Source organism: Streptomyces sp. NPDC050625 (genome assembly GCF_040654755.1).
In the GTDB taxonomy this organism is placed as follows: domain Bacteria; phylum Actinomycetota; class Actinomycetes; order Streptomycetales; family Streptomycetaceae; genus Streptomyces.
In genome coordinates this window covers 532,333-557,763 of record NZ_JBFAIQ010000003.1, presented here as the reverse complement: position 1 = coordinate 557,763, position 25,431 = coordinate 532,333, and the positions used below count along the sequence as shown (strand labels likewise).

The window sequence follows — 25,431 nt, the reverse complement described above, 5'->3', positions numbered from 1 at the left end:
GTCGGTCGGGTCAGGTTCCGTCCCGGTCCTCCGCCGCCTGCTCCACCAGCGGGATGATCCGCAGCGGGACGGGGTTCTCCATGACGATCGCCGTGGAGGCCCGGACGATGCCATCAAAACCGACAACCCGGTCGATCACCCGCTGGAGATCGGCGTTCGAGCGGGCCACCAGCCGGCACAGCATGTCCCCGGTGCCCGTGGTGGTGTGCAGCTCCAGCACCTCCGGCACGGTCGCCAAGTGGGCCCGGACGTCGGGGCCTTGTCCCTGCCGGATCTGGAGCGTGGCGAACGCGGTGACCGGATAGCCGAGGGCCGCCGGATCGACCTGCGGTCCGAATCCGCGGATGACTCCGTTCGACTGAAGCCGGTCGAGGCGTGCCTGCACGGTCCCCCGGGCGACTCCGAGCCGGCGTGACATCTCCAGGACGCCGAGCCGTGGTTCCCGGGCCAGCAGCAGGATGATGCGCCCGTCCAGATGATCGATCGCCACGTCGTCTCCCGGGTTGGTCATCCTGTACAGAAGGTCCGCCGATACGGCCGTAGTACTGAACATATTGCCCAGTCGATACGGAAACTATTGCGCACCTTGCAGAGCGGAGCCAGTCTTCCGCCATGACGCAGACCACACACCACACTCCCGACACCGCCCGGCAGGCCGATCCCTTCCCGGTCAAGGGAATGGACGCGGTCGTCTTCGCCGTGGGCAACGCCAAGCAGGCGGCGCACTACTACTCCACCGCCTTCGGCATGCAGCTGGCCGCCTACTCCGGACCGGAGACGGGCAGCCGCGAGACCGCGAGCTATGTCCTGGAGAACGGCTCCGCCCGCTTCGTGTTCACCTCGGTCGTCAAGCCGAGCACCGACTGGGGCGCCTTCCTCGCCCGGCACGTGGCCGAGCACGGCGACGGCGTCATCGACCTGGCCATCGAGGTCCCGGACGCGCGCCGTGCCTACGCCTACGCGATCGAGCACGGCGCCCGCTCCGTGGCCGAGCCGTACGAGCTGAAGGACGAGCACGGCACGGTCGTCCTCGCCGTGATCGCCACCTACGGCGAGACCCGCCACACCCTCGTCGACCGCTCCGGCTACGACGGCCCCTACCTCCCCGGCTACATCGCGGCCGCCCCGATCGTCGAGCCGCCCGCCCGCCGCACCTTCCAGGCCATCGACCACTGCGTCGGCAACGTCGAACTCGGCCGGATGAACGAGTGGGTCGGCTTCTACAACAAGGTCATGGGCTTCACGAACATGAAGGAGTTCGTGGGCGACGACATCGCGACCGAGTACAGCGCGCTGATGTCGAAGGTCGTCGCGGACGGGACCCTGAAGGTCAAGTTCCCGATCAACGAGCCGGCCATCGCCAAGAAGAAGTCCCAGATCGACGAGTACCTGGAGTTCTACGGCGGCGCGGGCGTCCAGCACATCGCGCTCAACACGAACGACATCGTCGAGACGGTACGGACCATGCGCGCGGCCGGAGTCGAGTTCCTGGACACCCCCGGCTCGTACTACGACACCCTCGGCGAGTGGGTCGGCGACACCCGTGTCCCGATCGACACCCTGCGCGAGCTGAAGATCCTCGCCGACCGCGACGAGGACGGCTACCTCCTGCAGATCTTCACCAAGCCGGTCCAGGACCGCCCGACCGTCTTCTTCGAGATCATCGAGCGGCACGGCTCGATGGGCTTCGGCAAGGGCAACTTCAAGGCCCTGTTCGAGGCGATCGAGCGCGAGCAGGAGCGACGCGGAAACCTGTGACCCGCCCGGGTCCTGCGAGTGCCTCGGGGGCACCCGCAGGACCCGACACCCGCCGACTCACCGTCGCGGTGCCTTCGCGTCGTCGAACACGGGCTCCTCGGCCGACGGCTCGCCCAGTTCCCGCAACGCCGTCCTGGCCGCGGGCGCCTGCAGGGGCGAGAAGTACGGACTGATCCGCAGCGCCTCCTCCAGGTCCCGCCGGGCCGGCCCCTCCAGCTCCAGCTCCCGCTCGATCATGCCCCGGTGGAACGCGTACAGGGCGCTGCGCACTCCGCCGCCGTTGACCTTGTCCGTGGCGATCTCGGCGTAGTCCAGCGCCTTCTCGGCGTCCCCCGCCCGGTACAGCGCCCACCCCAGCGCGTCCGCCACCTCGATCCCCGGCTGCCGCTCCCACTCGGCCTCCAGCCGCTGCACGGCATCCTGCGGGTTGCCGTGGTCCGCCTCGAACTGCCCGAGCACCAGCTCGTCGTCGACCCCGCCCGCCGTGTCCTGGGCCACCCGCACCCGCAGCAGGTCGTACTGCACCCGGGCCTCCGGCCGCTGCCCCAGCGACTCGTACAACTCGCCCAGTTCCAGGGCGTACTGGGGACTGGGCTGGTTGGCGAGCGCCTCCTGGTAGGCGTTGAGGGCCTCCTGTGTGCGGCCCAGCGCGGCGAGCGCCCGCCCCCGCCCGGCCAGGGCGGTCGCCTGGCCGGGGTCGAGACGCAGCGCCGCATCGAAGTGCCGCAGCGCGTCCTCGCGGTCGCCGCGCTCCCAGGCCAGCTGTCCCGCCTGCTCCAGATAGACCGCCTGTTCGGTGGGCGTCCGCGCGGCCGCCGAGGCGTCCGCGAGCTGCGCCGCCGCGTCCTCGCGCCAGCCCCGGTCGCGGTAGACGGCGGCCGCCTGCGCCATCACGGCCGGCCGCCGGGCGGCATCGACCTTGAGCCCCACCAGCTTCTCCAGGGTCTCCCGGGCCGCCTTGTAGTCGCCGAGGCCGGTGTACGCGTCGATCAGCAGCGGATACGTCGACCACCGCTTCGAATCCACGTCCAGCGCCTGCTCACCCCAGCGCTTGGCCTCGGCGAAGTCCCGGCGCGCGTTCGCCAGCGCGGCCATTCCGCCGAGCGCCGGCGCGCTCTGCGGACTGTCCTCGCCCAGCACCCTGAGCGAGGTCCGCAGCGCCCGCTCGGCCCTCGGGAAGTCCGCGGCGTCGGCTGTCCGCCGCCCCTGTTCCACATAGGACGTGCCCAGCACGGCCCAGGCAGGGGCGTCCTGTGGATGGCTCCGCAGATGCCTCTCCTGCTGCCCGATCAGCGCGGCCAGGTCGGGCAGCGCGGCCGGCACCCCCGCGTTGACCGCGGTCAGCGCCTGCGGCCCGGACCCCGGCACCGGCGGCCTGGCCCGGGGCGACGAGGGGAGCAGCATCAGGACTCCGCCGACCGCGGCACCGGCCGCGACGCCCGCCGCGACCGAGACGATCAGTGCGCGCCGCAGCCTTCGGGAGCGGCGGGGCGGCTGCTCCGCCAGCAGGGACGTACCCGGGCGGGACTGTTCGTTCTCCATGCCGCTCACTGTGCGCTAATACGACAAGCCATTCGGTCAGCTCAAGGCGCGTCACGGACGGGGTTCACACCGATGGCCGCGAGTGCGACGCTGTGATCATGAGCCGTATCCAAGCCGCACCCGACGAAGCCCAGGGAAACCTCGGCGACCGGCTCCTCGCGGGCCTGCCGGCCGAGGCGGTCCTCACCGATCCCGACGTCACCGCCTCGTACGCCAATGACATGGCGAGCTTCTGCCCGGCGGGCGCACCGGCCGTGGTCGTCCTGCCGCGCACGGTCGAACAGGTCCAGCACGTCATGCGGATCGCCACCGAACTGCGCGTCCCGGTCGTTCCGCAGGGCGCCCGCTCCGGTCTGTCCGGCGGCGCCAACGCCTCCGAGGGCTGCATCGTGCTGTCCCTCACCAAGATGGACCGCATCGTGGAGATCAGCCCGGTCGACCGGATCGCCGTGGTCGAGCCGGGCGTCATCAACGCCACCCTCTCCCGCGCGGTCGAGGAGCACGGTCTGTACTACCCGCCGGACCCCTCCAGCTGGGAGATGTGCACCATCGGCGGCAACATCGGGACGGGTTCCGGCGGACTGTGCTGTGTGAAGTACGGGGTGACGGCCGAGTACGTCCTCGGTCTTGACGTCGTGCTGGCCGACGGCCGTCTGATGTCCACGGGCCGCCGCACGGCGAAGGGCGTCGCGGGCTACGACCTGACCCGGCTGTTCGTCGGCTCCGAGGGCTCGCTCGGCATCGTCGTACGGGCCGTCCTGGCGCTGAAGCCCAAGCCGCCGCAGCAGCTGGTGCTCGCCGCCGAGTTCGCCTCCGCGGCCGCCGCCTGCGACGCCGTGTGCCGGATCATGGCGGGCGGCCATGTGCCCTCCCTGCTCGAACTCATGGACCGTACGACGGTGAAGGCGGTCAACGACCTCGCCCACATGGGCCTGCCCGAGTCGACCGAGGCCCTCCTCCTCGCCGCCTTCGACACCCCGGACCCGTCCGCCGACCTCGCCGCCGTCGGCGCGCTGTGCGAGGCCGCCGGTGCCACGCAGGTGGTCCCGGCCGAGGACGCCGCCGAGTCCGAACTCCTCCTCCAGGGGCGCCGGCTGTCCCTCACCGCCCTGGAGGCGGTCAAGGGCACGACGATGATCGACGACGTGTGCGTGCCCCGCTCGCGGCTGGGCGAGATGCTCGAAGGCATCGAGCGGATCGCCGGGAAGTTCGGGCTGACCATCGGCGTCTGCGCCCACGCCGGGGACGGCAACACGCACCCCACCGTGTGCTTCGACGCGCAGGACCCCGACGAGTCCCGACGGGCCCGGGAGTCCTTCGACGAGATCATGGCCCTCGGCCTGGAACTCGGCGGGACCATCACCGGCGAACACGGCGTGGGCGTCCTGAAGAAGGAGTGGCTGGCACGGGAGATCGGCCCGGTCGGGGTCGAGATGCAGCGCGCGGTGAAGCAGGTCTTCGACCCGCTGGGCATCCTCAACCCGGGCAAGCTGTTCTGAGCCCGCCCTCCCGCCGTCACCGGGCGAGCAGCTGGTCGAGCGCGTCGTCGATCCCGAGCTGCCCGCCCTCGGTCCCCGGGGGCACCATGCGCAGCGTCCGCTCCAGCCACGCGGACACCTGCGCGGCGGGCGCTTCGAGGAGCGCGTCGCCGTCGGGCGAGCTGAGCGCGACGAGGACGACGCCGCGGCCCTGCGTCCTCGTCGGCCACACCCGTACGTCCCCCTGCCCGCACGCCCGGAACACCCCCTCCACGAGGAGCTCGCGGGCGAAGGTCCAGTGCACCGGGTGCTCGGAGTTGATGTGGAAGGTGATGTGGACGGCGTACGGGTCGGCGGTGCGGTAGCCGAGCCGGGCCGGGACCGGGATGCTGCGCTCCGGCGACAGGACGAGCCTCAGCTCCAGTTCGCGTTCCACCACGGTGGAGTGCATGGCGTCGGTTTCCTCTCTCGGTCGGGTGTGCGGGGCCGTGTGGCCGGCCTCGCACGAGGGGAGAGGACGCAAGGGCACGATCATTACGCGGGTTCGGAGAATTTTTTTCCGACTCTGTGAAGCGGGTGCACGTCGTTGCCCGGAAAGGGGCGGGTCCGGCGGGACTGGCGGTGGGAGTTGCGCACGTCTGATAGATGTGGAGCCCCTATACGACCCCCGAGCAGATACGGGACGACGGACATGAGCGCCCCAACCCCGGCCCCCGGCGACGACCGGCCCCGCGAAGGGTATTACCCGGACCCGTCCATTCCTGGATATGTCCGGTACTGGAACGGTGCCGCCTGGGTGCCGGGCACCAGCCGGCCGGCGCCGCAGGACGGCGAACCGCTCATCTCACCGTCCGGCGGGCGCCCGGCCGCTCCCGCCGTGGAGGCGACCGGCCCGCACTTCTTCGACGAGGATCCGCAGCCGGAGCCCGGCTGGGGAGCCGACCGGGCCCAGCAGTCCGGGTTCGGCGGCGACCAGGACCGGCGCGTGTCCTGGGGCGCCGATCCCAGGGTCCCCGCGGACCCCCCGTCCCAGCCGGACGGCGCCTCCGTCCACACCGACGGGACGGCGACGATCCCTCCGGCGGACTCGTCCGACGTGCCGTCCGACGGCACCTTCGTCTTCCGCAGGCCGACCGCTTCCTCCTCCTCTTCTTCCTCCGACGCCAACCCCCCGTTCCGCGCGCACTCCCCGCGCACGGGTCAGCAGGACGGGGCGCCGGGGGCGCAGGCCGGAAGCACGCCGGGCGGAAGCACGCCGGGCTCCCCTCGCCCCGGGTTCGGTGCCGGCAAGGCCGCCGCGGACCGTGCTGCCGCGGCGCAGGCCGAGGCGGCCCGGGCGGCGGCAGCTGCGCCGGTCGCCCAGGCGTCCGCTACCGCTCCCTCCGTACCCCAGCAGTCGGGCGGGGCGACTCCCATGGCCAGCGGCGCCGGTGGCGGGCAGTCCTCCTGGGCCCAGCAGGTGCACCGGCTCGCCGGGGCCGGGGACGACCAGCCCGTGGTGCCGTGGAAGCCGCCGGTGGAGGACCCGTTCCAGGCGGTCGTCCGGCGGCAGGCGGCGGCGCGGCCCGCGGGACTCGGCAGACGGCTGGCGGCCCGGCTCATCGACAGCCTGGTCGTCGCCACCCTGACCGCCGCGGCCGCCGTGCCGTTCGGCGGCAAGGCGGTCGACCACATCCAGGGGAAGATCGACGAGGCCCGGCTCTCCGGCCGCACCGTCACCGTCTGGCTGCTCGACGGCACGACAGGGACGTATCTCGGCATCGTCCTCGCCGCCTTCCTCGTCTCCGGACTCCTCTACGAGGTGCTGCCCACCGCCAAGTGGGGCCGCACCCTGGGCAAGAAGGTGTGCGGTCTGGAGGTCCGGGACATCGAGGCGCACGAGCCGCCCACCTTCGGCCTCGCCCTGCGCCGCTGGCTCGTCTGCACCGTCCCCGGCCTGCTCGGCATCGGACTCGTCGGCCTCGCCTGGTGCGTGTTCGACCGCCCGTGGCGCCAGTGCTGGCACGACAAGGCGGCGCACACCTTCGTCGCGGGCTGAGCCGGTCCCCCGTACGGCGGCCCGCCGGATGCGGTGCCGGGTTCTTCGCGGTCCACTCGGGCCATGAGCACCGAACCGCCCCCCGGCTCAGGACAGCAGCCACCGGAAGACGACCCGTTCAGGAAGCGGCCCTCACCGGGCCAGGAGGCGGGCTCGCCGTACGACACCCCACCGGGCGAGGGCGAGGGCCAGGGCGAGGGCGAGGGCCCGGGTCCAGGTCCGGGACCCGGTTCGGGTTCGCCCTATGACACCCCGCCAGGTCAGGGACCGCCGGGTCCGGGTTCGCCGTACGACGTCCCGCCCGGCGGCCAGCCCCCGCCCTACGGCGGTGGCCCCTACGGAAGCGGCGGCACCCCCGCCGACCCGCTGGCCGGCATGCCCCCGCTCGCCGACAGCGGCAAGCGCACGCTCGCCCGCATCATCGACATGGTCCTGGTGGGCATCGTCGTCTGGCTGGTCACCCTGGTCTTCCGGGTGAACGAGCTCCAGATGAGCAGCGACCGGATCGAGGTGGGCAAGGGGTTCGCGCAGTCGATCATCGTCGCGGTGCTCTACGTGGCCTACGACACGCTCCTGATCGCCAAGACGGGACAGACCCTCGGCAAGAAGTGGCTGGGCATGCGGGTGGCCAACCTGGAGGACGGCTCCACGCCCTCCACCCAGACGTCGCTGACCCGCGCGCTGGTCCTGTGGATCCCGTTCGCCTTCTGCTGCGCCTGCATCTGGACCGCGATCGCCGGCGGCTGGAGCTTCTTCGACAAGCCCTACAAGCAGGGCCTGCACGACAAGGCCGCCAAGACCGTGGTGGTCAGCACCGGCTGAGCAGGCGCCACACAGCAGGCGGCGGGCCCGTACGTCTCACGGACCCGCCGTCCTCGGCTGTCAGGGAGTGCTCGGCTCCCGTATCGGCTCGACCGTGGCGGCCACGGGCTCCCGCGGCGCGGGCATCCGCTGCTGGACGACCGGGGTGGGCTGCGGAGTCGCGACCGTACGCGTCCTGGGCAGTGGCACCGTCATGGCGACCAGCAGCCCGAGGGCGAGGGCCGAGAACGCGATGACCGCGATCCCCAGACCCGAACTCGTCTGTGACAGCAGCAGCATGGCGAGGGTCGAGAAGATCACGGTGCAGGAACCGTAGGCGAGCTGTGCGGCAGTCGGACGAGGCATGGCAATCGTGTCCTCGGAAGATATTGGGGGTGAGACGGGTAACCGGCCTGGCTTTCCGCCGACTTCCGGGCGTTCCACCATTCGACTCTAATCGCGTGCATGCCCGAGTGGAACGGCCGGTAAGCGTGACCTAACCCACGGTACCGGTGCACAGGGGGCGCACGGAGTCATGGGGTCCGCCAAGTGGACGGACTCGCGCGCCCGTCAAGTCGTATGCGAGGCGTTCGTAAAGCGAACTCCCGCTCCGCATAGTGCACTTGTCCTGCTCAAGTCAAGGTCTGTCTTTTCTTTTAAACGTCTAGTCAAATGTCGTCACTTGACTACACGCGTTGATCAGGCGCGCACGGACCTCCATGACCAGGACCCCCTTCCGTGTGCCCGGACGCGGGGGAGGAAGCAAGTGATCAGCAAACCCTGGACGTTCAGAGCGGCCGCGATCGGTGTGGCACTCGCGGCGGCCACCGCCACGTTCTCGACGTTCGCCGTTGCGGAGGCCGGCACGACGGCCAAGTCCGCTGCCGCGAACCGGCACGACCCGGCGCCGGTGAAGCAGCAGGAGCACAACCTCGACGGTCCGCTCAGCAAGACCCAGGAGGCCCAGCGCCAGGAGGCCCTGAACCAGGTCATATCCGGCGAGGCCAAGGTCAAGAACCGGGGCGGTTCGCAGGTCGTCCAGCTCAAGAGCAAGAAGGGCGACAGCAAGTACGTCGAGCTCGGCCGCGAGAAGACCGACAAGATCTTCACGATCCTGGTGGAGTTCGGCGACCAGACCGACCCGAAGTACGGCGGCACGGCAGGCCCGCTGCACAACAAGATAGCCGCGCCGGACCGGGCCAAGGACAACTCGACGGCCTGGCAGAAGGACTACAACCAGAAGCACTTCCAGGACCTCTACTTCGGCACCGGCAAGAAGACCGAGTCGATGAAGAAGTTCTACGAGAAGGCGTCCTCGGGCCGCTACTCGGTCGACGGCGAGGTCGCCGACTGGGTCAAGGTCCCCTACAACGAGGCCCGTTACGGCAACAACGCCTGCGGCTCCACCAACTGCCCGAGCGTGTGGAACGTCGTCAGCGACGGCCTGAACGCCTGGGTCGCCCAGCAGAAGGCGGCCGGCCGCACCGACGCCCAGATCAAGACGGACGTGGCGAAGTTCGACCAGTGGGACCGCTACGACTACGACGGCGACGGCAACTTCAACGAGCCCGACGGCTACATCGACCACTTCCAGATCGTGCACGCCGGTGAGGACGAGTCCGCGGGCGGCGGCGTCCAGGGCAAGGACGCGATCTGGGCCCACCGCTGGTACGCCTTCGGCACCGACGCCGGCGCCACCGGCCCCACGGGCAACAAGCTGGGCGGCGCGCAGATCGGCGGCACCGGCATCTGGGTCGGCGACTACACCATCCAGCCGGAGAACGGCGGACTCGGCGTCTTCGCCCACGAGTACGGCCACGACCTCGGTCTGCCGGACCACTACGACACCGCCGGCGGCGACAACTCCACCGGTTTCTGGACCCTGATGTCCTCCGGTTCCTGGCTCGGCCGGGGCAAGGACTCCATCGGCGACCTGCCGGGCGACTTCAGCGCCTGGGACAAGCTGCAGCTCGGCTGGCTGAACTACGACACCGCCAAGGCCGGCAAGCAGTCCACCCACAAGCTGGGCGTCGCCGAGTACAACACCTGGGACAAGCAGGCCCTCGTGGTCTCCCTGCCCGACAAGGCGGTCACCACCACCATCGTGACCCCGGCCGAGGGCTCGACCCAGTGGTGGAGCGGAAGCGGTGACAACCTCAAGAACACGCTGACCCGTTCCGTCGACCTCACCGGCAAGTCCTCGGCCACGCTGAGCATGGACGGCTGGTACGACATCGAGGCCAACTACGACTACCTCTACACCGAGGTGTCGACCGACGGCGGCGCCAACTGGACCGCGCTCGACGGCACGGTGGACGGCCAGGCCATCCCGCGTGACGCCAGCGGCGCCCCGGCGCTGACCGGCACGGTCGACGGCTACAAGAAGCTGTCGTACTCGCTGGACGCCTACGCGGGCAAGAAGATCGACGTCCGCTTCCGCTACGCGACCGACGGCGGCGTGGCCCAGAAGGGCTTCGCGGCCGACGAGATCACGCTGACCGCCGACGGCGCGACGGTGTTCTCCGACAACGCCGAGTCCGCGGACGCCGCTTGGACCGCGAACGGCTTCTCCCGCATCGGCGCGTCCTTCACCAAGGACTACGCGCAGTACTACATCGCGGAGAACCGCCAGTACGTGTCGTACGACAAGACCCTCAAGGTCGGCCCGTACAACTTCGGCTTCTCGACGACCCGTCCGGACTGGGTGGAGCACTACCCGTACCAGAACGGTCTGCTGATCTGGAAGTGGGACACCTCCCAGGCGGACAACAACACCAGCCAGCACCCGGGTGTCGGCCTGGTCCTGCCGATCGACGCGCACCCGAAGGCGCTGAAGTGGGCCGACGGCACGCTGATGCGCAACCGCATGCAGGCCTACGATTCGCCGTTCAGCCTGTACGGCACGGACGGCATCACGCTGCACAAGGCGGACGTCGCGACCAAGATCAAGTCGTCGAAGGGCGTGCCGGTCTTCAACGACCACATGAGCACCTACTACGACGAGTCGAACCCGACCGGTGGCGTCAAGATCACTGACACCAACACCAAGATCAAGATCGTCAAGGAGGCCAAGAACGGCTCCACGATCTTGCTCCAGGTCGGACCCGCGGTGAAGTAGTCCGCGTTTTCGCAGGTCAGAAGCGTATCGGCGGTGACCCCCTGGCGGGTCGCCGCCGATCGTGTTTAGGTGCGTCCTGTGGCCCTCTTATTGACACCGACGCACACGGGGGTGTGACCGCATGGCCGCAGGAGGTTTCTGCAAGCTGCCGAACGGAACGGTGGTCGTGGCACTGAACCTGCCCCGTCCCACCGCCGACGGCTCCGGCAGCGTGCGCGTTCTCGTCCATGCCCACAACCGCGCCCGGGCCCTGACACGACTGCGCAATCTGGGCATGCGCGCGGTCTACCTGCGGGGCAACGCGGCCCCGCCGACCCCGGACGAGATCACCGCGGTCCTGCACCACCCGGACGGCCTGATATGGCGCACGGCTCCCGACAACGGTGTCCCGGCACTCGAACTCGAACCGGTGACCGAGCTGTGGCGCCCGATCAGAGCCCTGCTGAGACGGCAGACGCCGGCGCAGACCTAGGACCTGTGTCCTGGGCGACGACGGGCCGGGGGAGGGCTCGGACGACGGACCCGAGGGCTCAGACGACCGGCTTGCCCGACAGCTCCACGCCCGCCTCCCGCAGCTCCTCCAGGGCCCGCTCGGTCGTGTCCTCGGCCACCCCCGCGGTGAGGTCGAGCAGGACGTTCGTGCGGAACCCCTCCCGCACGGCGTCCAGCGCGGTGGCGCGTACGCAGTGGTCCGTGGCGATGCCGACCACGTCCACCTCGTCGATCTCCCGGGCCCGCAGCCAGTCGGCCAGCGGGACGCCGTTCTCGTCCACGCCCTCGAAACCGCTGTACGCGGCCGCGTACGCCCCCTTGTCGAAGACGGCCTCGACCGCGCCGGAGGCGACCGCGGGGGCGAAGTTCGGATGGAAGCCCACGCCCTCCGTCCCCGCGACGCAGTGCGCCGGCCAGGAGCGGACGTAGTCGGGGTTGTCGGCGAAGTGGCCGCCGGGCGCGATGTGGTGGTCGCGGGTGGCCACGACGTGCCGGTAGCCGGCGGGGGCCTGCCCGATCAGCTCGGTGATCGCGGCGGCCACATCGGCACCCCCGGCCACCGCGAGGCTGCCCCCTTCACAGAAGTCGTTCTGCACGTCAACGACGATCAAGGCGCGGCGCATGGTCGGTGTCCTTCGACTGGAGTCCCCCCGCTCGTGGAGCGCGGGGGAGAGTGAACTTACGAGCCTAGAGACTTCGGCGACGGTGTGGGAGGGGCACCTGCTCTAGTTACCCGAGTCGCCGTGGACGTACTCCGTCGGAAGGACGGGTTCCCCTCGGGACAGCTGGGTCGCGGACAGCGGAAGGTTGGCGCGGGCGGCCGTGTGCCGGTCGCGGACCACGTCCAGCGGCTCGCGGGCGACGACCTCGCCCCCCTTTACGAGCTCGACGAGCAGCTGCCGGTCGACCAGGTCGGCGGGCGTCGGCCCGGTGCCGACGACCTCGGCCTCCGCCACCCCGTCCGCGTCCAGCCGCCGCGCGGCCCACTTGCGGCCGCCGATGGAGGTCTTGCCGCCGGTGGACTTCTTCGCCACCGGCACCAGCGGTGCCCCGGGGTCGGCGGACTCGGCGCGGGCGACCAGCTTGTAGACCATCGAGCAGGTCGGATGCCCGGAACCGGTCACCAGCTGCGTACCGACGCCGTACGCGTCCACGGGCGCGGCGGCGAGCGAGGCGATGGCGTACTCGTCGAGGTCCGAGGTCACGACGATCTTCGTGCCGGTGGCGCCCAGCTCGTCCAGCTGCTGGCGCACCCGGTGCGCGACCAGGAGCAGGTCGCCGGAGTCGATGCGGACCGCGCCCAGCTCGGGTCCGGCCACCTCGACGGCCATGCGGACGGCTTCCGCGACGTCGTACGTGTCCACGAGCAGCGTGGTGCCCTGGCCCAGGGAGTCGACCTGGGCCCGGAAGGCGTCCCGCTCGCGGTCGTGCAGCAGGGTGAAGGCGTGCGCGGAGGTGCCGACGGTCGGAATGCCGTAGCGGAAGCCGGCCGCCAGGTCCGAGGTGCTCGCGAAGCCGCCGAGGTAGGCGGCCCGTGAGGCGGCGACGGCGGCCAGCTCGTGGGTGCGGCGGGCGCCCATCTCGATCAGCGGCCGGCTCCCGGCGGCCGAGGACATACGGGAGGCCGCGGCCGCGATCGCGGAGTCGTGGTTGAGGATGGACAGGATCACGGTCTCCAGGAGCACGCACTCGGCGAAGGTGCCCTCCACCCGCATGACCGGCGAGCCCGGGAAGTACACCTCGCCCTCGGGGTAGCCCCAGATGTCACCGCTGAACCGGTAGCCGGCCAGCCACTCCAAGGTCTCCTCGTCGACGATCTGCCGCTCGCGCAGGAAGCCGAGGACGCCCGCGTCGAACCGGAAGTTCTCGACCGCGTCCAGGACGCGCCCGGTGCCCGCCACGACGCCGTAGCGGCGGCCCTCGGGCAGCCGCCGGGTGAAGACCTCGAACACGCTGCGCCGTTCGGCGGTACCCGCCTTCAGGGCGGCCCGCAGCATCGTCAGCTCGTACTGGTCCGTGAAGAGCGCCGTCGAGGGGACTTCCACCGGCAGCCCAAGGTCCGCTGTGTTCATGGCAACCGATGGTACCCCCATTTCGTCAGTGTGACGATTTATGGTGTGCGTGGCAGCATGGGCCCTGTGACGTCACCCGCTCCCGTAGAGATCGAACGCACCGAATCGGCGGAAGAGGCCTTCGCCGTACCCGAGCCCGACGTCCCCTGGGTCACGATCGTCCACAACGACCCGGTCAACCTCATGAGCTACGTGACCTATGTCTTCCAGGCGTATTTCGGGTACACGAAGGACAAGGCAACCAAGCTCATGCTCGACGTTCACCACAAGGGCCGGGCGGTCGTCTCCAGCGGCAGTCGCGAGGAGATGGAACGCGACGTGCAGGCGATGCACGGTTACGGCCTGTGGGCCACCCTCCAGCAGGACCGGAAGTAGCGAATCTCCTCCATGCCCGGAACCTTCGAACCGCTCCCCGGCGGCGGCGCGGCCGTCGCGCTCGACGACGTCGAGATCTCCATCATCCGGTCGCTGGCCGTCCAGCTCCTGGAGCTCATCGGCCCCGGCCCCGGCGAGGAGGCCCCCGCAGACCCGCTCGCCGAACTGTTCGCCGAGGGCCCGAGCGAGCCGCCCGCCGACCCGGTGCTGCGCCGGCTCTTCCCGGACGCCTACTGCGACCCGGAGCTGGCCCCGGACTCGCCGAAGGACGCCGAGGAGCATCGGGCCCACTCCGCGGAGTTCCGCCGCTACACCGAGAACGACCTGCGGGCCGGCAAGCGCGAGAGCGCGCTCGCGGTGATCGGCTCGCTGGACGCGCTCGCCCCGGTGGGGGAGGAGGGGGCGGTCCTCAAGCTCTCCCCCGAGGAGTCCCGGCAGTGGCTGGGCGCGCTCAACGACCTGCGTCTGGCGATCGGCTCCCGGCTGGAGATCACGGACGAGGACGACACCGATCTGCTCTACCGGCTCCCCGACGAGGACCCGCGCAAGCCGATGGTGATGGCGTATCTGTGGCTGGGCGGGCTCCAGGAGACTCTGGTCGCCACCCTTATGGCCTGATTCGCACCGGTTCCGCGTTCGCTCAGAGGACGCTCAAATCCGGATAACGATCGCGTCACCGCTGCGGCCTGTTATGCGCCCTACGGGTGCTCTTTGTCCGCTTCTTCCTGTGCCGTGCGCCACAGTGGGCACAGTTGATCAGTGTTGCGGCCGTGATAAATCTTCACGACCGCCCGGCGAACACCACCCATGTTCGGCCGGGTGCGCCACCGAGCCGGCGACCGCCGGCCAGGCAACCGCTCCATCATCCGGGGGGATCGAAACCCGATCCGAGGCCGACGAGAGGCCCGGGTCGGCATGGAGAAAGGCGCACACGACACATGACCTCCGCTCAGGTCGACACGGAGAAGACCTCCGAAGAGGGTTACGAGCGCGGACTCGGCAGCCGTCAGGTCCAGATGATCGCCATCGGCGGCGCCATCGGCGTCGGTCTGTTCCTGGGAGCCGGGGCGAACATCGCCAAGGCCGGTCCCAGCCTCATCCTGATGTACGCCCTCGCAGGCGCGATCGTCTTCTTCATCATGCGGGCACTCGGCGAGCTCCTGCTGTACCGCCCGGTCTCGGGCTCCTTCGCGGAGTACTCCCGCGAGTTCCTCGGCCCCTTCTTCGGTTACTTCACCGGCTGGACGTACTGGCTGATGTGGGTCGTGACCGGCATGGCCGAGCTGACGGCCGCCGCGATCTACGTCCACTACTGGTTCCCGCACATCCCGCAGTGGGTGACCGCCCTCGTCTTCCTGGTGGTCCTCTTCGGGGTCAACCTGATCTCCGTGAAGCTCTTCGGCGAGCTGGAGTTCTGGTTCTCCATGGTCAAGGTCACCGCCCTGATCGGCATGATCGTGATCGGCCTGGGCGTGCTGACCTTCGGCTTCAGCTCCGCAGGTGACACGGCCGCGGTGTCCAACCTCTGGCAGTTCGACGGCTTCTTCCCCAAGGGCATCGGCTCGTCCCTGATGACCCTCCAGGGCGTCATGTTCGCCTACCTCGCCGTCGAGCTGGTCGGTGTCACGGCCGGCGAGTCCGAGGACCCGGAGAAGACCCTTCCCAAGGCGATCAACACCCTGCCCTGGCGCATCGCCCTGTTCTACGTGGGTGCCCTCACGGTCATCCTGTGCGTGGTGAAGTGGACCGAGTTCGCGCCCGGTGTGAGCCCCTTCGTCGCGGCCTTCGCCAAGATCGGCATCCCGGCCGGCGCCGGCATCGTCAACTTCGTGGTGCTGACCGCGGCCCTGTCGTCCTGCAACTCCGGCATGTACTCGACGGGCCGCATGCTGCGCACCCTGGCCGACAACGGCGAGGCCCCGCGCGGCTTCAGCAAGCTGTCGTCCACCAAGACGCCCGCCTTCGGCATCACCGTCTCGGTGCTCTTCATGGGCATCGGCGTGGTCCTCAACTACATCGTCCCGGAGAAGGCGTTCGGCTACGTCACCTCCGTCGCCACCGCGGCCGGCATCTGGACCTGGCTGATGATCCTGATCAGCCATGTGCTGTACCGCCGCGCGGTCGTCGCGGGCCGGCTGCCCGCCTCCGCCTTCCCGGCGCCGGGTGGCGCGGTGTGCAGCTGGATCGCCATCGTGTTCCTGCTCTTCGTCACGGGCCTGATCGCGTACGACGCCGACTCCCGCGTCTGCCTGTACGTGATGGCCGGCTGGGCCGCCGCCCTCGGTGTCGGCTGGGTCGTGCTCAAGGCCCGCAACCCGCAGGTCACCGAGCGCCGCGAGCCGGTGCTCGAAAAGGTCGGCTGACCTCACCGAAGGACGTCCCGTCGCGGGGAGCACTCGTGGCGCCCCCTGCGGCAGCCGCTCAGGGCGTCCGGCATATGGGCCGTCCCGTACCAGCCTTCGGTACGGGGCGGCCCTCTGCTTATCCTGACCGACATGCTGACCATCACCCAGGCCCTGCACGACCAGATCGTCGCGCACGCCCGCAAGGACCACCCCGACGAGGCGTGCGGCGTCGTCGCGGGCCCGGCGGGCTCGGACCGCCCCGAGCGCTTCGTCCCGATGCTGAACGCGGCCATGTCACCCACCTTCTACGAGTTCGACTCGGGCGACCTGCTCAAGCTCTACCGGGAGCTGGACGACCGGGACGAGGAGCCGGTGGTGATCTACCACTCCCACACGGCGACCGAGGCGTACCCGTCCCGCACCGACATCTCCTACGCCAACGAGCCCGGCGCCCACTACGTGCTGGTCTCCACGGCCGACACCGACAGCCTCGGCGAGTTCCAGTTCCGCTCCTTCCGCATCCAGGACGGCGAGGTCAAGGAGGAGGAGGTCAAGGTCGTGGAGGCGTACTGAGTGGAGGCGTGCTGAGTGCCTTCGTACTCGGAGGATCCCGCAGTTCGGTCAGAATTCATCCACGATGCGAGATCACACTCCAGGATCCGGAACGGGAATCGATACGATGAGCCCATGGTTCTTCACGACGTGAGCGAAAAGACGCCGGGCATGCTGCTCGTGGCGCGGCTGCACGTCGACCTGTGCAGGCTCGCCAGCGCCATCTGTTGACGCCGAACACTGCCGCCGTACGGCCGTGAGCCGATGGGGGCACCTCCCTGCTCGAGCGAAGCCGAGAGCTTGGGGGAGCGTTCAACCGCGTACGAGTACGCCCCCCAGCGCCGCCGCGCGCCCCACCGACCTGACTACTTCCGACAGGAGCCCGCACCCATGGCCATCGAGGTCCGCATCCCCACCATCCTCCGCACGTACACCGACGGTCAGAAGGCGGTGGAGGGCAGTGGCGAGACCCTCGCCGAGCTGCTCGCCGACCTCGAGACCCGGCACGCGGGCATCCAGGCCCGCATCGTCGACGAAGGCAAGCTGCGCCGCTTCGTCAACGTCTACCTGAACGACGAGGACGTCCGCTTCCTCGACAACATCAACACCAAGCTGTCCGACGGTGACGCGGTGACGATCCTCCCCGCTGTCGCCGGCGGCATGGCCTGATCGGCCGCTGATCAACGATGCGCTACGACTCCCCGCTGGCAGCGGTGGGCAACACCCCTCTGGTGCGCCTGCCGCGGCTGTCGCCGTCCCCCGAGGTCCGGATCTGGGCCAAGCTGGAGGACCGCAACCCCACGGGCTCGGTCAAGGACCGTCCCGCGCTGCACATGATCGAGCAGGCGGAGAAGGACGGCCGTCTGACCCCCGGGTGCACCATCCTGGAGCCCACCTCCGGCAACACCGGCATCTCGCTGGCCATGGCGGCCAAGCTCAAGGGATACCGCATGGTGTGCGTGATGCCGGAGAACACCTCGCAGGAGCGCCGGGACCTGCTCGGCATGTGGGGCGCCGAGATCATCTCCTCGCCGGCCGCGGGCGGCTCCAACACCGCCGTGCGCGTGGCCAAGGAACTGGCCGCCGAGCACCCCGACTGGGTGATGCTCTACCAGTACGGCAACCCGGACAACGCGGGCGCCCACTACGCGACGACCGGCCCGGAGATCCTCGCCGACCTGCCGTCGATCACCCACTTCGTGGCGGGCCTCGGCACCACCGGCACCCTGATGGGCGTCGGCCGCTATCTGCGCGAGCACAAGCCGGACGTGAAGATCGTCGCCGCCGAACCGCGCTACGACGACCTGGTCTACGGCCTGCGCAACCTCGACGAGGGCTTCGTACCGGAGCTCTACGACGCCTCCGTCCTCACCACCCGCTTCTCGGTCGGCTCGGCCGACGCGGTCACCCGCACCCGTGAACTCCTCCAGCAGGAGGGCATCTTCGCGGGCGTCTCGACGGGCGCCGCGCTGCACGCCGCGATCGGCGTCGGCAAGAAGGCCGTCAAGGCGGGCGAAAGCGCCGACATCGTCTTCATCGTGGCCGACGGTGGCTGGAAGTACCTCTCGACGGGCGTCTACACGGCCGCCACGACGGAGGAGGCCATCGAGGCGCTCCAGGGTCAGCTCTGGGCATAGGGCTCATCAAGCAGCCGCCAGCCCCCTCTCACGAGGGGGCTAAACGCTGCCTATGGAGCGGCAAAGATCTTTCTGCGGTACTGCCGGGGTCCCCGCGCCGGGGCTAAGGTCCTCGCGCACTCCCCTGGTGTCATGCTCATGGCTGCGCGGTTCCCGCCGCTACGCGCGTCACGGGCCTGCCCATCCAGTTCGACCCCACCGATGGAGGCAGTACCCCATGCGTGATTCACGCCCGAGCAGGCATCGCCGAAGTCTGCGAAGACTCCTGGCTGTTGCCGTTCCCGCCCTTGCCCTCACCGTCGCCGGACTCGTCGCGGCACCGACGGCCGGGGCACAGACCCCCACCCACACCACTCGGGCCACCCAGAACGCGAAGGCACTGAACGACCCGAAGCGCCAGACCTTCCACACCACCGGCAAGGCCGGTCAGAAGGTGCCGACCAAGCACCTGTGCGCCACCGCGAAGCCGGGCCACGCGTCCTGCTTCGCCCAGCGCCGCACCGACATCAAGCAGAGTCTGGCCGCGGCCCTCGCCGCCGCCCCCTCCGGCCTCAGCCCGGCCAACCTGCACAGCGCCTACAACCTGCCCTCGACCGGTGGTTCCGGCCTGACCGTCGCCGTCGTCGACGCCTACAACGACCCCAACGCCGAGGCGGACCTGGCCACTTACCGCTCGACGTACGGCCTGTCCGCCTGCACCAAGGCCAACGGCTGCTTCAAGCAGGTCAGCCAGACCGGTTCGACCACCTCGCTGCCCACGAACGACACCGGCTGGGCCGGTGAAGAGGCGCTCGACATCGACATGGTCAGCGCGGTCTGCCCCAACTGCAACATCATCCTGGTCGAGGCCGCCTCCGCGAACGACACCGACCTCGGCATCGCCGAGAACGAGGCCGTCGCGCTCGGCGCCAAGTTCGTCTCCAACAGCTGGGGCGGCTCCGAGTCCTCCTCCCAGACCAGCGAGGACACCCAGTACTTCAAGCACCCGGGCGTCGCGATCACCGTCTCCTCGGGTGACTCCGCCTACGGCGCCGAGTACCCGGCGACCTCCCAGTACGTGACCGCCGTCGGCGGCACCGCGCTGTCCACGTCGTCGAACTCGCGCGGCTGGACCGAGTCCGTCTGGAAGACCAGCTCCACCGAGGGCACCGGCTCCGGCTGCTCCGCCTACGACCCGAAGCCCAGCTGGCAGACCGACAGCGGCTGCTCCAAGCGCATGGAGGCCGACGTCTCCGCGGTCGCCGACCCGGCCACCGGCGTGGCGGTCTACGACACCTACGGCGGCTCCGGCTGGGCGGTCTACGGCGGCACCAGCGCCTCCGCCCCGATCATCGCCGGCGTCTACGCCCTCGCGGGCACCCCGGGCTCCAGCGACTACCCGGCGAAGTACCCCTACTCCCACACCTCCAGCCTGTACGACGTGACCAGCGGCAACAACGGCTCCTGCTCGACCTCGTACTTCTGCACCGCCGGCACCGGCTACGACGGTCCGACCGGCTGGGGCACCCCGAACGGCACCGCCGCCTTCACCTCCGGCAGCAGCAGCGGCAACACGGTGACCGTGACCAACCCCGGCAGCCAGTCGACCACCACCGGCGGCTCGGTCAGCCTGCAGATATCGGCGAGCGACAGCGCGGGCGCAAGCCTCACCTACAGCGCGTCCGGACTGCCGACCGGCCTGTCCGTCAACAGCTCGACGGGCCTGATCTCCGGTACGGCGTCCACCGCGGGGACGTACAGCGTGACCGTCACCGCGACCGACTCCACCGGCGCCTCCGGCTCGGCGTCCTTCACCTGGACCGTCGGCTCCTCCGGCGGCACCTGCTCGTCCGCGCAGCTGCTCGGCAACCCGGGCTTCGAGTCGGGCAACACCACCTGGACCGCGAGCAGCGGTGTCATCACCAACGACACCGGTGAGGCCGCGCACGCCGGCTCCTACAAGGCCTGGCTCGACGGCTACGGCTCGTCGCACACCGACACGCTCTCCCAGTCGGTGACGATTCCGTCCGGCTGCAAGGCGTCCTTCACCTTCTATCTGCACGTCGACACCGCGGAGACCACCAGCAGCACCCAGTACGACAAGCTGACGGTGACCGCCGGTTCGACGACCCTGGCGACGTACTCGAACCTCAACGCCGCCTCCGGCTACTCCCAGAAGACCTTCGACCTGTCCTCGTTCGCGGGCTCGACGGTCACGATCAAGTTCAGCGGGGTCGAGGACTCCTCGCTGCAGACCAGCTTCGTCGTGGACGACACCGCCGTGACGACCAGCTGATCACGTTCCCCTGAGCGGGGGACCCCGGCCGTGCGAGTCGGCCGGGGTCCTTCCGGGATCCGCGGGCGCAGGTGGAACGTCACATCTGCATCAGGTCCGGTCCCGGCGGAAAGGCGGTCCCCCATGCGCCGTACGACGCTCCACCGCACGACGGTCACCACCGTCGCGGCAGCGACGCTCCTCCTCATGGGCTGCGGCTCGCAGGGCGGGGGGACGACCGCGGGCCATGGCGGCACGGTCTCACCGTCCCCGACCACGACGGCGTCCCCGAGCGGCTCGCCGTCCCCCAGCGGTACGCCGTCCCCGACCACGACCGCAGCGGGCTGCGCGCGCCACTTCCAGCTCTCCGCCGCCGACAACGGCCGCACCATCTGCATGCCGAAGGGCGGCCAGGTCCGGCTCACCCTGGACGGAACGAAGGAGCGGCCCTGGAAGCCGGTCACCGTCACCGGTGACACGCTGAAGGCCGCGAACCCGGGCATCGTCATCCTGCCGGGTGACGCCGTCGCCGCCTACGACGCGGTGGCCCCCGGAACCGCGAAGCTCTCCTCGTCCCGCCCGCTGTGCGCCGAGAGCCCGAGCCCGGGCCGGGTGTCCTGCAAGGCCATCGAGGAGTGGACGGTCACCGTCCAGGTGCGCTGAGGCCGGCCTCAGCCCGCCAGATGCCGTACCTGGTCCCACAGGACCGGGTCGACCACGCCCACCCGGCGGCGGAAGTCCCACACCGGGACCTGGCGCAGTTCGTCGGTCTCCAGGAAGCTCGGGCGGCCGTGGGCGTCGCCGACGGAGCCGGGCGGCAGCGGGATGACCCCGGAGCGCTCGTCGTGGTACTTGCTGGTGATCTTCGCGACCGTCGCCCGCTTGCCGCGCACGGCGAGAACCAGACATGGCCGGTCCTTGGTGCCCGGACCGCTCTCGAACGGCACGTTCGCCCACCAGATGTCGCCGGGCCGCGGTCGCTCCGCACGGCCCCGGGGTCCTTCCGGACGGCCCGGCGGCCGCTTCCTGCGTCCCTCCGGACGGTGTCCCCGTCCCCAGCCGTCGACGAGCGTGGCGACCAGCGCGAGCAGCACCACCGCCACCAGCGCAAGCCACCACGACGTGTCCATACGAACGACGTTACCGGCGTGCGATCCCCATTGCGCGCCCTCTCCCAAGCCCATTGCACCCCGGGTCCAGCCGAACCGGTGACAGCACAGGTGAGTTCGCCCACAACGGCCCCTGGCGGAGGAGCGACCGGCCCTTTTGCGCCTTACGCTCAACGAACCGCACGACCCCCGTCTGCCCCCTTTCCCGACTCCTTCCCCTCCTTCCGGTCCACTCGTTTCCTTCCGGTCCACTCGTTGTGATCCACCGGACTTCCGGATCTCCCGCCAACGGAGGTTTCTGCTTCATGAAGCTCACCGTCGTCGGCTGCTCGGGGTCGTTCCCGTCCGCGGAATCGGCCTGTTCGAGCTACCTCGTCGAGGCCGACGGCTTCCGGCTGCTCCTCGACATGGGCAACGGCGCCCTGGGCGAGCTGCAGCGCCACTGCGGTCTTTACGACCTCGACGCGATCTTCCTGAGCCATCTGCACGCCGATCACTGCATCGACATGCTCGGGTACTTCGTGGCCCGCTACTACCGCCACGAGGGCGGCCGCTGCGACCCGATCCCCGTCTACGGACCCGAGGGCACGGAGCACCGGCTGACCACCGCCTACGCCGACACCCCCACCGCTTCGTCGATGAGCGAGGTCTTCGACTTCCACACGGTCAAGCCGTCGACGTTCGACATCGGCCCGTTCACGGTGCACACCGAGCGGGTCCGCCATCCCGTGGAGGCGTACGCCATCCGGATCGAGCACGGCGGGACTTCGCTGACGTACTCCGGCGACACGGGTGTCACCGAGGTGCTCGACGCGCTGGCCCGGGACACCGACCTGTTCCTGTGCGAGGCCGCGTTCACGCACGGCAAGGAGAACATCCCCGATCTGCACCTCAACGGCCGCGAGGCGGGCGAGACGGCGAGTCGGGCCGGCGCCCGCCGCCTGGTCCTCACCCACATCCCCCCGTGGACCGACCCCATGGTCAACCTCGCCGACGCCCGCGAGGTCTTCGACGGCCCGGTGGAACTGGCGGTGCCCAGGGTGACGTACCAGATCTGAACCCCCCATACATGCACGAAGGCCCCGGAATCTGCTCGGTTCCGGGGCCTTCGTCATGCCGTACGGAGACTCACGCCTTCGTGAGGTCCTCGAGCTCCTCCTCGGGCTCGCGGCCCGGGGTGGGGAGGTTCCACTTGGTGATGGCGAAGCGGAAGACCGAGTAGTAGATGGCGGCGAAGACCAGGCCGATCGGGATGATCATCCAGGGCTTGGTGGCCATGCCCCAGTTGAGGAAGTAGTCGATCGCGCCGGCCGAGAAGCTGAAGCCGTGGTGCACGCCCAGCGACCAGGTGACCGCCATCGAGAGGGCGGTGAGCAGTGCGTGGATGACGTAGAGCACCGGGGCGATGAACATGAACGCGAACTCGATCGGCTCGGTGATGCCGGTGACGAACGAGGTCAGCGCGAGCGACACCATCATGCCGCCGACGGCCTTGCGGCGCTCGGGGCGGGCGCAGTGGGTGATCGCCAGCGCGGCGGCCGGGAGGGCGAACATCATGATCGGGAAGAAGCCCGTCATGAACTGACCGGCGGTCGGGTCGCCGTGGAAGAAGCGCGGCAGGTCACCGTGCCAGACGGTGCCGGAGGAGTCCTTGAAGGAGCCGATCTCCTGCCAGGCCACCGTGTTGACGAACTGGTGCATACCGACCGGCAGCAGGGCACGGTTGATGGCGCCGAAGATGCCCGCGCCGACGGCACCGAGGCCGGTCATCCACTGGCCGAAGTCGGTGATGACGTTGCCGATGGGCTCCCAGACCAGACCGAAGACCACGCCGACGCCGGTGCCGATGAAGGCCATCAGGATCGGGACCAGCCGGCGGCCGTTGAAGAAGCCCAGCCAGTCGGGGAGCTTGGTGCGGTGGAAGCGCTGCCAGGTGACCGCGGCTATCAGGCCCATCACGATGCCGCCGAGGACCTTGGGGTCGTTGTAGGTGGCGGCGACGTCCGCACCCTTGGTGATCTTTGCTTCGGTGATCGGGAACGCGGTCAGCACGTTCTTGTAGACCAGGAAGCCGACCAGCGCCGCCAGCGCCGTGGAGCCGTCGGCCTTCTTGGCGAAGCCGATGGCGATGCCCACGCAGAACAGCAGGGGCAGGTTGCTGAAGACGGCGTCGCCGGCGGTGGCGAACACCGCCGCGACCTTGTTCCAGCCGAGGCCGTCCTTGCCGAACACATCGGGCTGGCCCAGCCGGAGCAGAATGCCCGCCGCCGGAAGTACGGCGATCGGAAGCTGCAGACTGCGGCCGACCTTCTGCAGGCCCTGGAACAGACCTGATCCCCGCTTCTTTGCGGGAGCCGCCGAGGACGCGGTGGCGGTGCTCATGGTTCCTCCATCGGGTGGTGGTCTACACCACTCAGTGGTGTAGACCTGTTGTAGCACGATGAAGGCGGCGTAAGGAACCCGCGATTCCCGTAACGATTTGGGTTGCCCGGGCGGGTCAGGTCAGGTCTAGACCTTGGTGACGTCCTCGCGTTCTTCCTCCGGCTCCCGGCCCGGTGTTTTCAGGTCGAACTTCGTGATCGCAAAGCGGAAGAGGACGTAGTACACCGCGGCGAAGCACAGGCCGATCGGGATGATGGCCCACGGCTTGGTCGCGAGGTGCCAGTTGAGGACGTAGTCGATGAGGCCCGCGGAGAAACTGAAGCCGTCGTGCACCCCGAGCCCCCAGGTCACCGCCATCGAGGCGCCGGTGAGCAGCGCGTGCATCACATACAGAAGGGGCGCCACGAAGAGGAACGAGTACTCGAGGGGCTCGGTGATGCCGGTGACGAACGAGGTCAGCGCCACCGAGAGCATCAGCCCGCCGATCTCCTTGCGGCGGTGCGGCTTGGCGCAGTGGGTGATCGCCAGCGCGGCGGCCGGCAGCGCGAACATCATGATGGGGAAGAAGCCCGAGGTGAACTGGCCCGCGTTCGGGTCGCCCGCCAGGAACATGTTGATGTCGCCGTGCACGACCGTCCCGTCGGGCTTGGTGTAGCTGCCGAACTGGAACCAGGTGGGCACGTTGAGGAACTGGTGGAGCCCGATCACCAGCAGCCCGCGGTTGGCGACCCCGAAGACCCCCGCGCCCCATGCGCCCAGCCCGCTCAGCCAGTCGCTGAAGCTCTCCAGCGCGCCGCCGACCGGCGGCCAGACCCACAGGCACAGCACCGCGAAGACGACGGCGGTGAACGCCATCATGATCGGGACGAGCCGCCGGCCGTTGAAGAAGCCGAGCCAGTCCACGAGCCGGGTGCGGTGGAAGCGGGCCCAGAGGAAGGCCGCCATCAGACCGAGGACGATGCCGCCGAAGACCCCCGGGTTCTGATACGTGAAGGCCGTCACCGTGCCGTCCTTCACCAGGCAGCCGGTCGCCACCGGCCTCGATCCCTCGGCGCAGTCCTGCGGGAACTGGCGCAGCACGCCGTAGTAGACGAGGAAGCCCGCCACCGCCGCGAGTGCCGTCGAGCCGTCCGCCTTCTTGGCCATGCCGATCGCCACACCCACGCAGAACAGCAGCGGAAGACCGAGTGACCCGTCCAGCAGCGCGCCGCCCGCGCCACCCATCACCTTCGCGACCTGTGTCCAGCCGAGCCCGTCCTTGCCCAGCAGTCCGGGCTGGCTCAGCGCGATGAGGAGGCCCGCGGCCGGCAGTACGGCGATCGGCAGCTGGAGACTGCGGCCCATCTTCTGCAGGCCCTGGAACAGGGTGTTCCAGCGTGCGCGGGCGGAGCTGACCGTACCTTCGGCGCCGCTGTCTGCGCTGCTGTCGGCGCTCATGCGCGTCCTCCGGGCCGCTCGGCGAAGAGGCGGGTTTGGCG

Annotated in this window: 25 protein-coding genes; 16 read left to right on the top strand and 9 right to left on the bottom strand. The window is 69.7% G+C overall.

Translation table 11 applies throughout. The features are described 5' to 3' along the window. Nucleotides 1-10 precede the first annotated feature (10 nt). On the bottom strand, nucleotides 11-490 hold the full coding sequence (locus tag AB0I54_RS10055) for an Lrp/AsnC family transcriptional regulator (protein WP_316754041.1): 480 nt from the start codon (nucleotides 488-490) through the stop codon (nucleotides 11-13). 122 nt (nucleotides 491-612) lie between these two features. Here AB0I54_RS10055 and hppD point away from each other — a divergent pair, with 122 nt between their 5' ends. Next, entirely contained in the window at nucleotides 613-1,758 is a 1,146-nt protein-coding gene (hppD, locus tag AB0I54_RS10050; protein WP_363295432.1) for a 4-hydroxyphenylpyruvate dioxygenase, read from the top strand. A 57-nt stretch (nucleotides 1,759-1,815) separates the two neighbouring features. Here hppD and AB0I54_RS10045 read toward each other — a convergent pair whose 3' ends face one another. Further along, nucleotides 1,816-3,300 carry a tetratricopeptide repeat protein gene (locus AB0I54_RS10045; protein WP_363295431.1) on the bottom strand — a complete coding sequence of 495 codons (1,485 nt, stop codon included), beginning with the start codon at nucleotides 3,298-3,300 and terminating at the stop codon, nucleotides 1,816-1,818. A gap of 92 nt (nucleotides 3,301-3,392) precedes the next feature. On the opposite strand from AB0I54_RS10045, the gene AB0I54_RS10040 reads away from it, so the two are divergent. After that, nucleotides 3,393-4,799 (top strand): FAD-linked oxidase C-terminal domain-containing protein, encoded by a 1,407-nt coding sequence (locus AB0I54_RS10040; protein ID WP_363295430.1) that lies wholly within the window; start codon nucleotides 3,393-3,395, stop codon nucleotides 4,797-4,799. Nucleotides 4,800-4,815: 16 nt separating this feature from the next. Here AB0I54_RS10040 and AB0I54_RS10035 read toward each other — a convergent pair whose 3' ends face one another. Continuing rightward, on the bottom strand, nucleotides 4,816-5,229 hold the full coding sequence (locus AB0I54_RS10035; RefSeq protein WP_363295429.1) for an SsgA family sporulation/cell division regulator: 414 nt from the start codon (nucleotides 5,227-5,229) through the stop codon (nucleotides 4,816-4,818). Nucleotides 5,230-5,469: 240 nt separating this feature from the next. On the opposite strand from AB0I54_RS10035, the gene AB0I54_RS10030 reads away from it, so the two are divergent. Together AB0I54_RS10030 and AB0I54_RS10025 are read left to right on the top strand one after the other, a co-directional pair. Beyond that, nucleotides 5,470-6,816, top strand: coding sequence for an RDD family protein (locus tag AB0I54_RS10030; protein ID WP_363295428.1), 1,347 nt, complete (start codon nucleotides 5,470-5,472; stop codon nucleotides 6,814-6,816). 63 nt (nucleotides 6,817-6,879) lie between these two features. After that, the gene (locus AB0I54_RS10025) at nucleotides 6,880-7,638 is read left to right on the top strand and encodes an RDD family protein (protein ID WP_363295427.1); all 759 of its coding nucleotides are present in this window, start codon (nucleotides 6,880-6,882) and stop codon (nucleotides 7,636-7,638) included. 60 nt (nucleotides 7,639-7,698) lie between these two features. On the opposite strand, the gene AB0I54_RS10020 is transcribed toward AB0I54_RS10025, so the two are convergent. Continuing rightward, complete coding sequence (locus tag AB0I54_RS10020) at nucleotides 7,699-7,983, bottom strand: hypothetical protein (protein WP_363295426.1); 285 nt, start codon at nucleotides 7,981-7,983, stop codon at nucleotides 7,699-7,701. Nucleotides 7,984-8,383: 400 nt separating this feature from the next. On the opposite strand from AB0I54_RS10020, the gene AB0I54_RS10015 reads away from it, so the two are divergent. Both AB0I54_RS10015 and AB0I54_RS10010 read left to right on the top strand, forming a co-directional pair. Beyond that, nucleotides 8,384-10,735, top strand: coding sequence for an immune inhibitor A domain-containing protein (locus AB0I54_RS10015; protein ID WP_363295425.1), 2,352 nt, complete (start codon nucleotides 8,384-8,386; stop codon nucleotides 10,733-10,735). A gap of 121 nt (nucleotides 10,736-10,856) precedes the next feature. Next, complete coding sequence (locus tag AB0I54_RS10010) at nucleotides 10,857-11,207, top strand: hypothetical protein (protein ID WP_363295424.1); 351 nt, start codon at nucleotides 10,857-10,859, stop codon at nucleotides 11,205-11,207. Nucleotides 11,208-11,265: 58 nt separating this feature from the next. Here AB0I54_RS10010 and AB0I54_RS10005 read toward each other — a convergent pair whose 3' ends face one another. Continuing rightward, nucleotides 11,266-11,850: an isochorismatase family protein gene (locus AB0I54_RS10005; RefSeq protein ID WP_363295423.1), complete on the bottom strand. Its 585-nt coding sequence runs from the start codon at nucleotides 11,848-11,850 to the stop codon at nucleotides 11,266-11,268. A 102-nt stretch (nucleotides 11,851-11,952) separates the two neighbouring features. Next, nucleotides 11,953-13,299, bottom strand: a complete 1,347-nt coding sequence (locus AB0I54_RS10000) for a nicotinate phosphoribosyltransferase (RefSeq protein WP_363295422.1) — start codon at nucleotides 13,297-13,299, stop codon at nucleotides 11,953-11,955. 57 nt (nucleotides 13,300-13,356) lie between these two features. Here AB0I54_RS10000 and clpS point away from each other — a divergent pair, with 57 nt between their 5' ends. From clpS to AB0I54_RS09955, 9 genes are all read left to right on the top strand, one after another. Next, nucleotides 13,357-13,674 carry an ATP-dependent Clp protease adapter ClpS gene (gene clpS / locus AB0I54_RS09995; protein WP_363295421.1) on the top strand — a complete coding sequence of 106 codons (318 nt, stop codon included), beginning with the start codon at nucleotides 13,357-13,359 and terminating at the stop codon, nucleotides 13,672-13,674. A gap of 12 nt (nucleotides 13,675-13,686) precedes the next feature. Then, the gene (locus AB0I54_RS09990) at nucleotides 13,687-14,292 is read left to right on the top strand and encodes a DUF2017 domain-containing protein (RefSeq protein WP_363295420.1); all 606 of its coding nucleotides are present in this window, start codon (nucleotides 13,687-13,689) and stop codon (nucleotides 14,290-14,292) included. A gap of 320 nt (nucleotides 14,293-14,612) precedes the next feature. Further along, a complete protein-coding gene (locus tag AB0I54_RS09985; protein ID WP_363295419.1) occupies nucleotides 14,613-16,037 on the top strand; it encodes an amino acid permease in 1,425 nt (474 codons plus the stop codon). 132 nt (nucleotides 16,038-16,169) lie between these two features. Continuing rightward, on the top strand, nucleotides 16,170-16,592 hold the full coding sequence (locus AB0I54_RS09980) for a M67 family metallopeptidase (RefSeq protein ID WP_363295418.1): 423 nt from the start codon (nucleotides 16,170-16,172) through the stop codon (nucleotides 16,590-16,592). A 114-nt stretch (nucleotides 16,593-16,706) separates the two neighbouring features. Then, the gene (locus tag AB0I54_RS09975; RefSeq protein WP_312025360.1) at nucleotides 16,707-16,802 is read left to right on the top strand and encodes a putative leader peptide; all 96 of its coding nucleotides are present in this window, start codon (nucleotides 16,707-16,709) and stop codon (nucleotides 16,800-16,802) included. A 159-nt stretch (nucleotides 16,803-16,961) separates the two neighbouring features. Further along, complete coding sequence (locus AB0I54_RS09970; RefSeq protein WP_363295417.1) at nucleotides 16,962-17,240, top strand: MoaD/ThiS family protein; 279 nt, start codon at nucleotides 16,962-16,964, stop codon at nucleotides 17,238-17,240. Nucleotides 17,241-17,257: 17 nt separating this feature from the next. Further along, entirely contained in the window at nucleotides 17,258-18,208 is a 951-nt protein-coding gene (locus AB0I54_RS09965) for a cysteine synthase (RefSeq protein ID WP_363295416.1), read from the top strand. 217 nt (nucleotides 18,209-18,425) lie between these two features. Next, a complete protein-coding gene (locus tag AB0I54_RS09960; protein WP_363295415.1) occupies nucleotides 18,426-20,483 on the top strand; it encodes a putative Ig domain-containing protein in 2,058 nt (685 codons plus the stop codon). Between the two features lie 123 nt (nucleotides 20,484-20,606). Continuing rightward, nucleotides 20,607-21,125: a hypothetical protein gene (locus AB0I54_RS09955; protein ID WP_363295414.1), complete on the top strand. Its 519-nt coding sequence runs from the start codon at nucleotides 20,607-20,609 to the stop codon at nucleotides 21,123-21,125. Between the two features lie 8 nt (nucleotides 21,126-21,133). Here AB0I54_RS09955 and AB0I54_RS09950 read toward each other — a convergent pair whose 3' ends face one another. Continuing rightward, nucleotides 21,134-21,592: a type II toxin-antitoxin system PemK/MazF family toxin gene (locus AB0I54_RS09950; protein WP_363295413.1), complete on the bottom strand. Its 459-nt coding sequence runs from the start codon at nucleotides 21,590-21,592 to the stop codon at nucleotides 21,134-21,136. A gap of 284 nt (nucleotides 21,593-21,876) precedes the next feature. Here AB0I54_RS09950 and AB0I54_RS09945 point away from each other — a divergent pair, with 284 nt between their 5' ends. Next, a complete protein-coding gene (locus AB0I54_RS09945) occupies nucleotides 21,877-22,629 on the top strand; it encodes an MBL fold metallo-hydrolase (RefSeq protein ID WP_363295412.1) in 753 nt (250 codons plus the stop codon). A gap of 70 nt (nucleotides 22,630-22,699) precedes the next feature. Here AB0I54_RS09945 and AB0I54_RS09940 read toward each other — a convergent pair whose 3' ends face one another. Together AB0I54_RS09940 and AB0I54_RS09935 are read right to left on the bottom strand one after the other, a co-directional pair. Beyond that, a complete protein-coding gene (locus tag AB0I54_RS09940; RefSeq protein ID WP_363295411.1) occupies nucleotides 22,700-23,953 on the bottom strand; it encodes a PTS transporter subunit EIIC in 1,254 nt (417 codons plus the stop codon). Between the two features lie 126 nt (nucleotides 23,954-24,079). Then, a complete protein-coding gene (locus tag AB0I54_RS09935; RefSeq protein ID WP_363295410.1) occupies nucleotides 24,080-25,390 on the bottom strand; it encodes a PTS transporter subunit EIIC in 1,311 nt (436 codons plus the stop codon). Nucleotides 25,391-25,431: the final 41 nt, after the last annotated feature.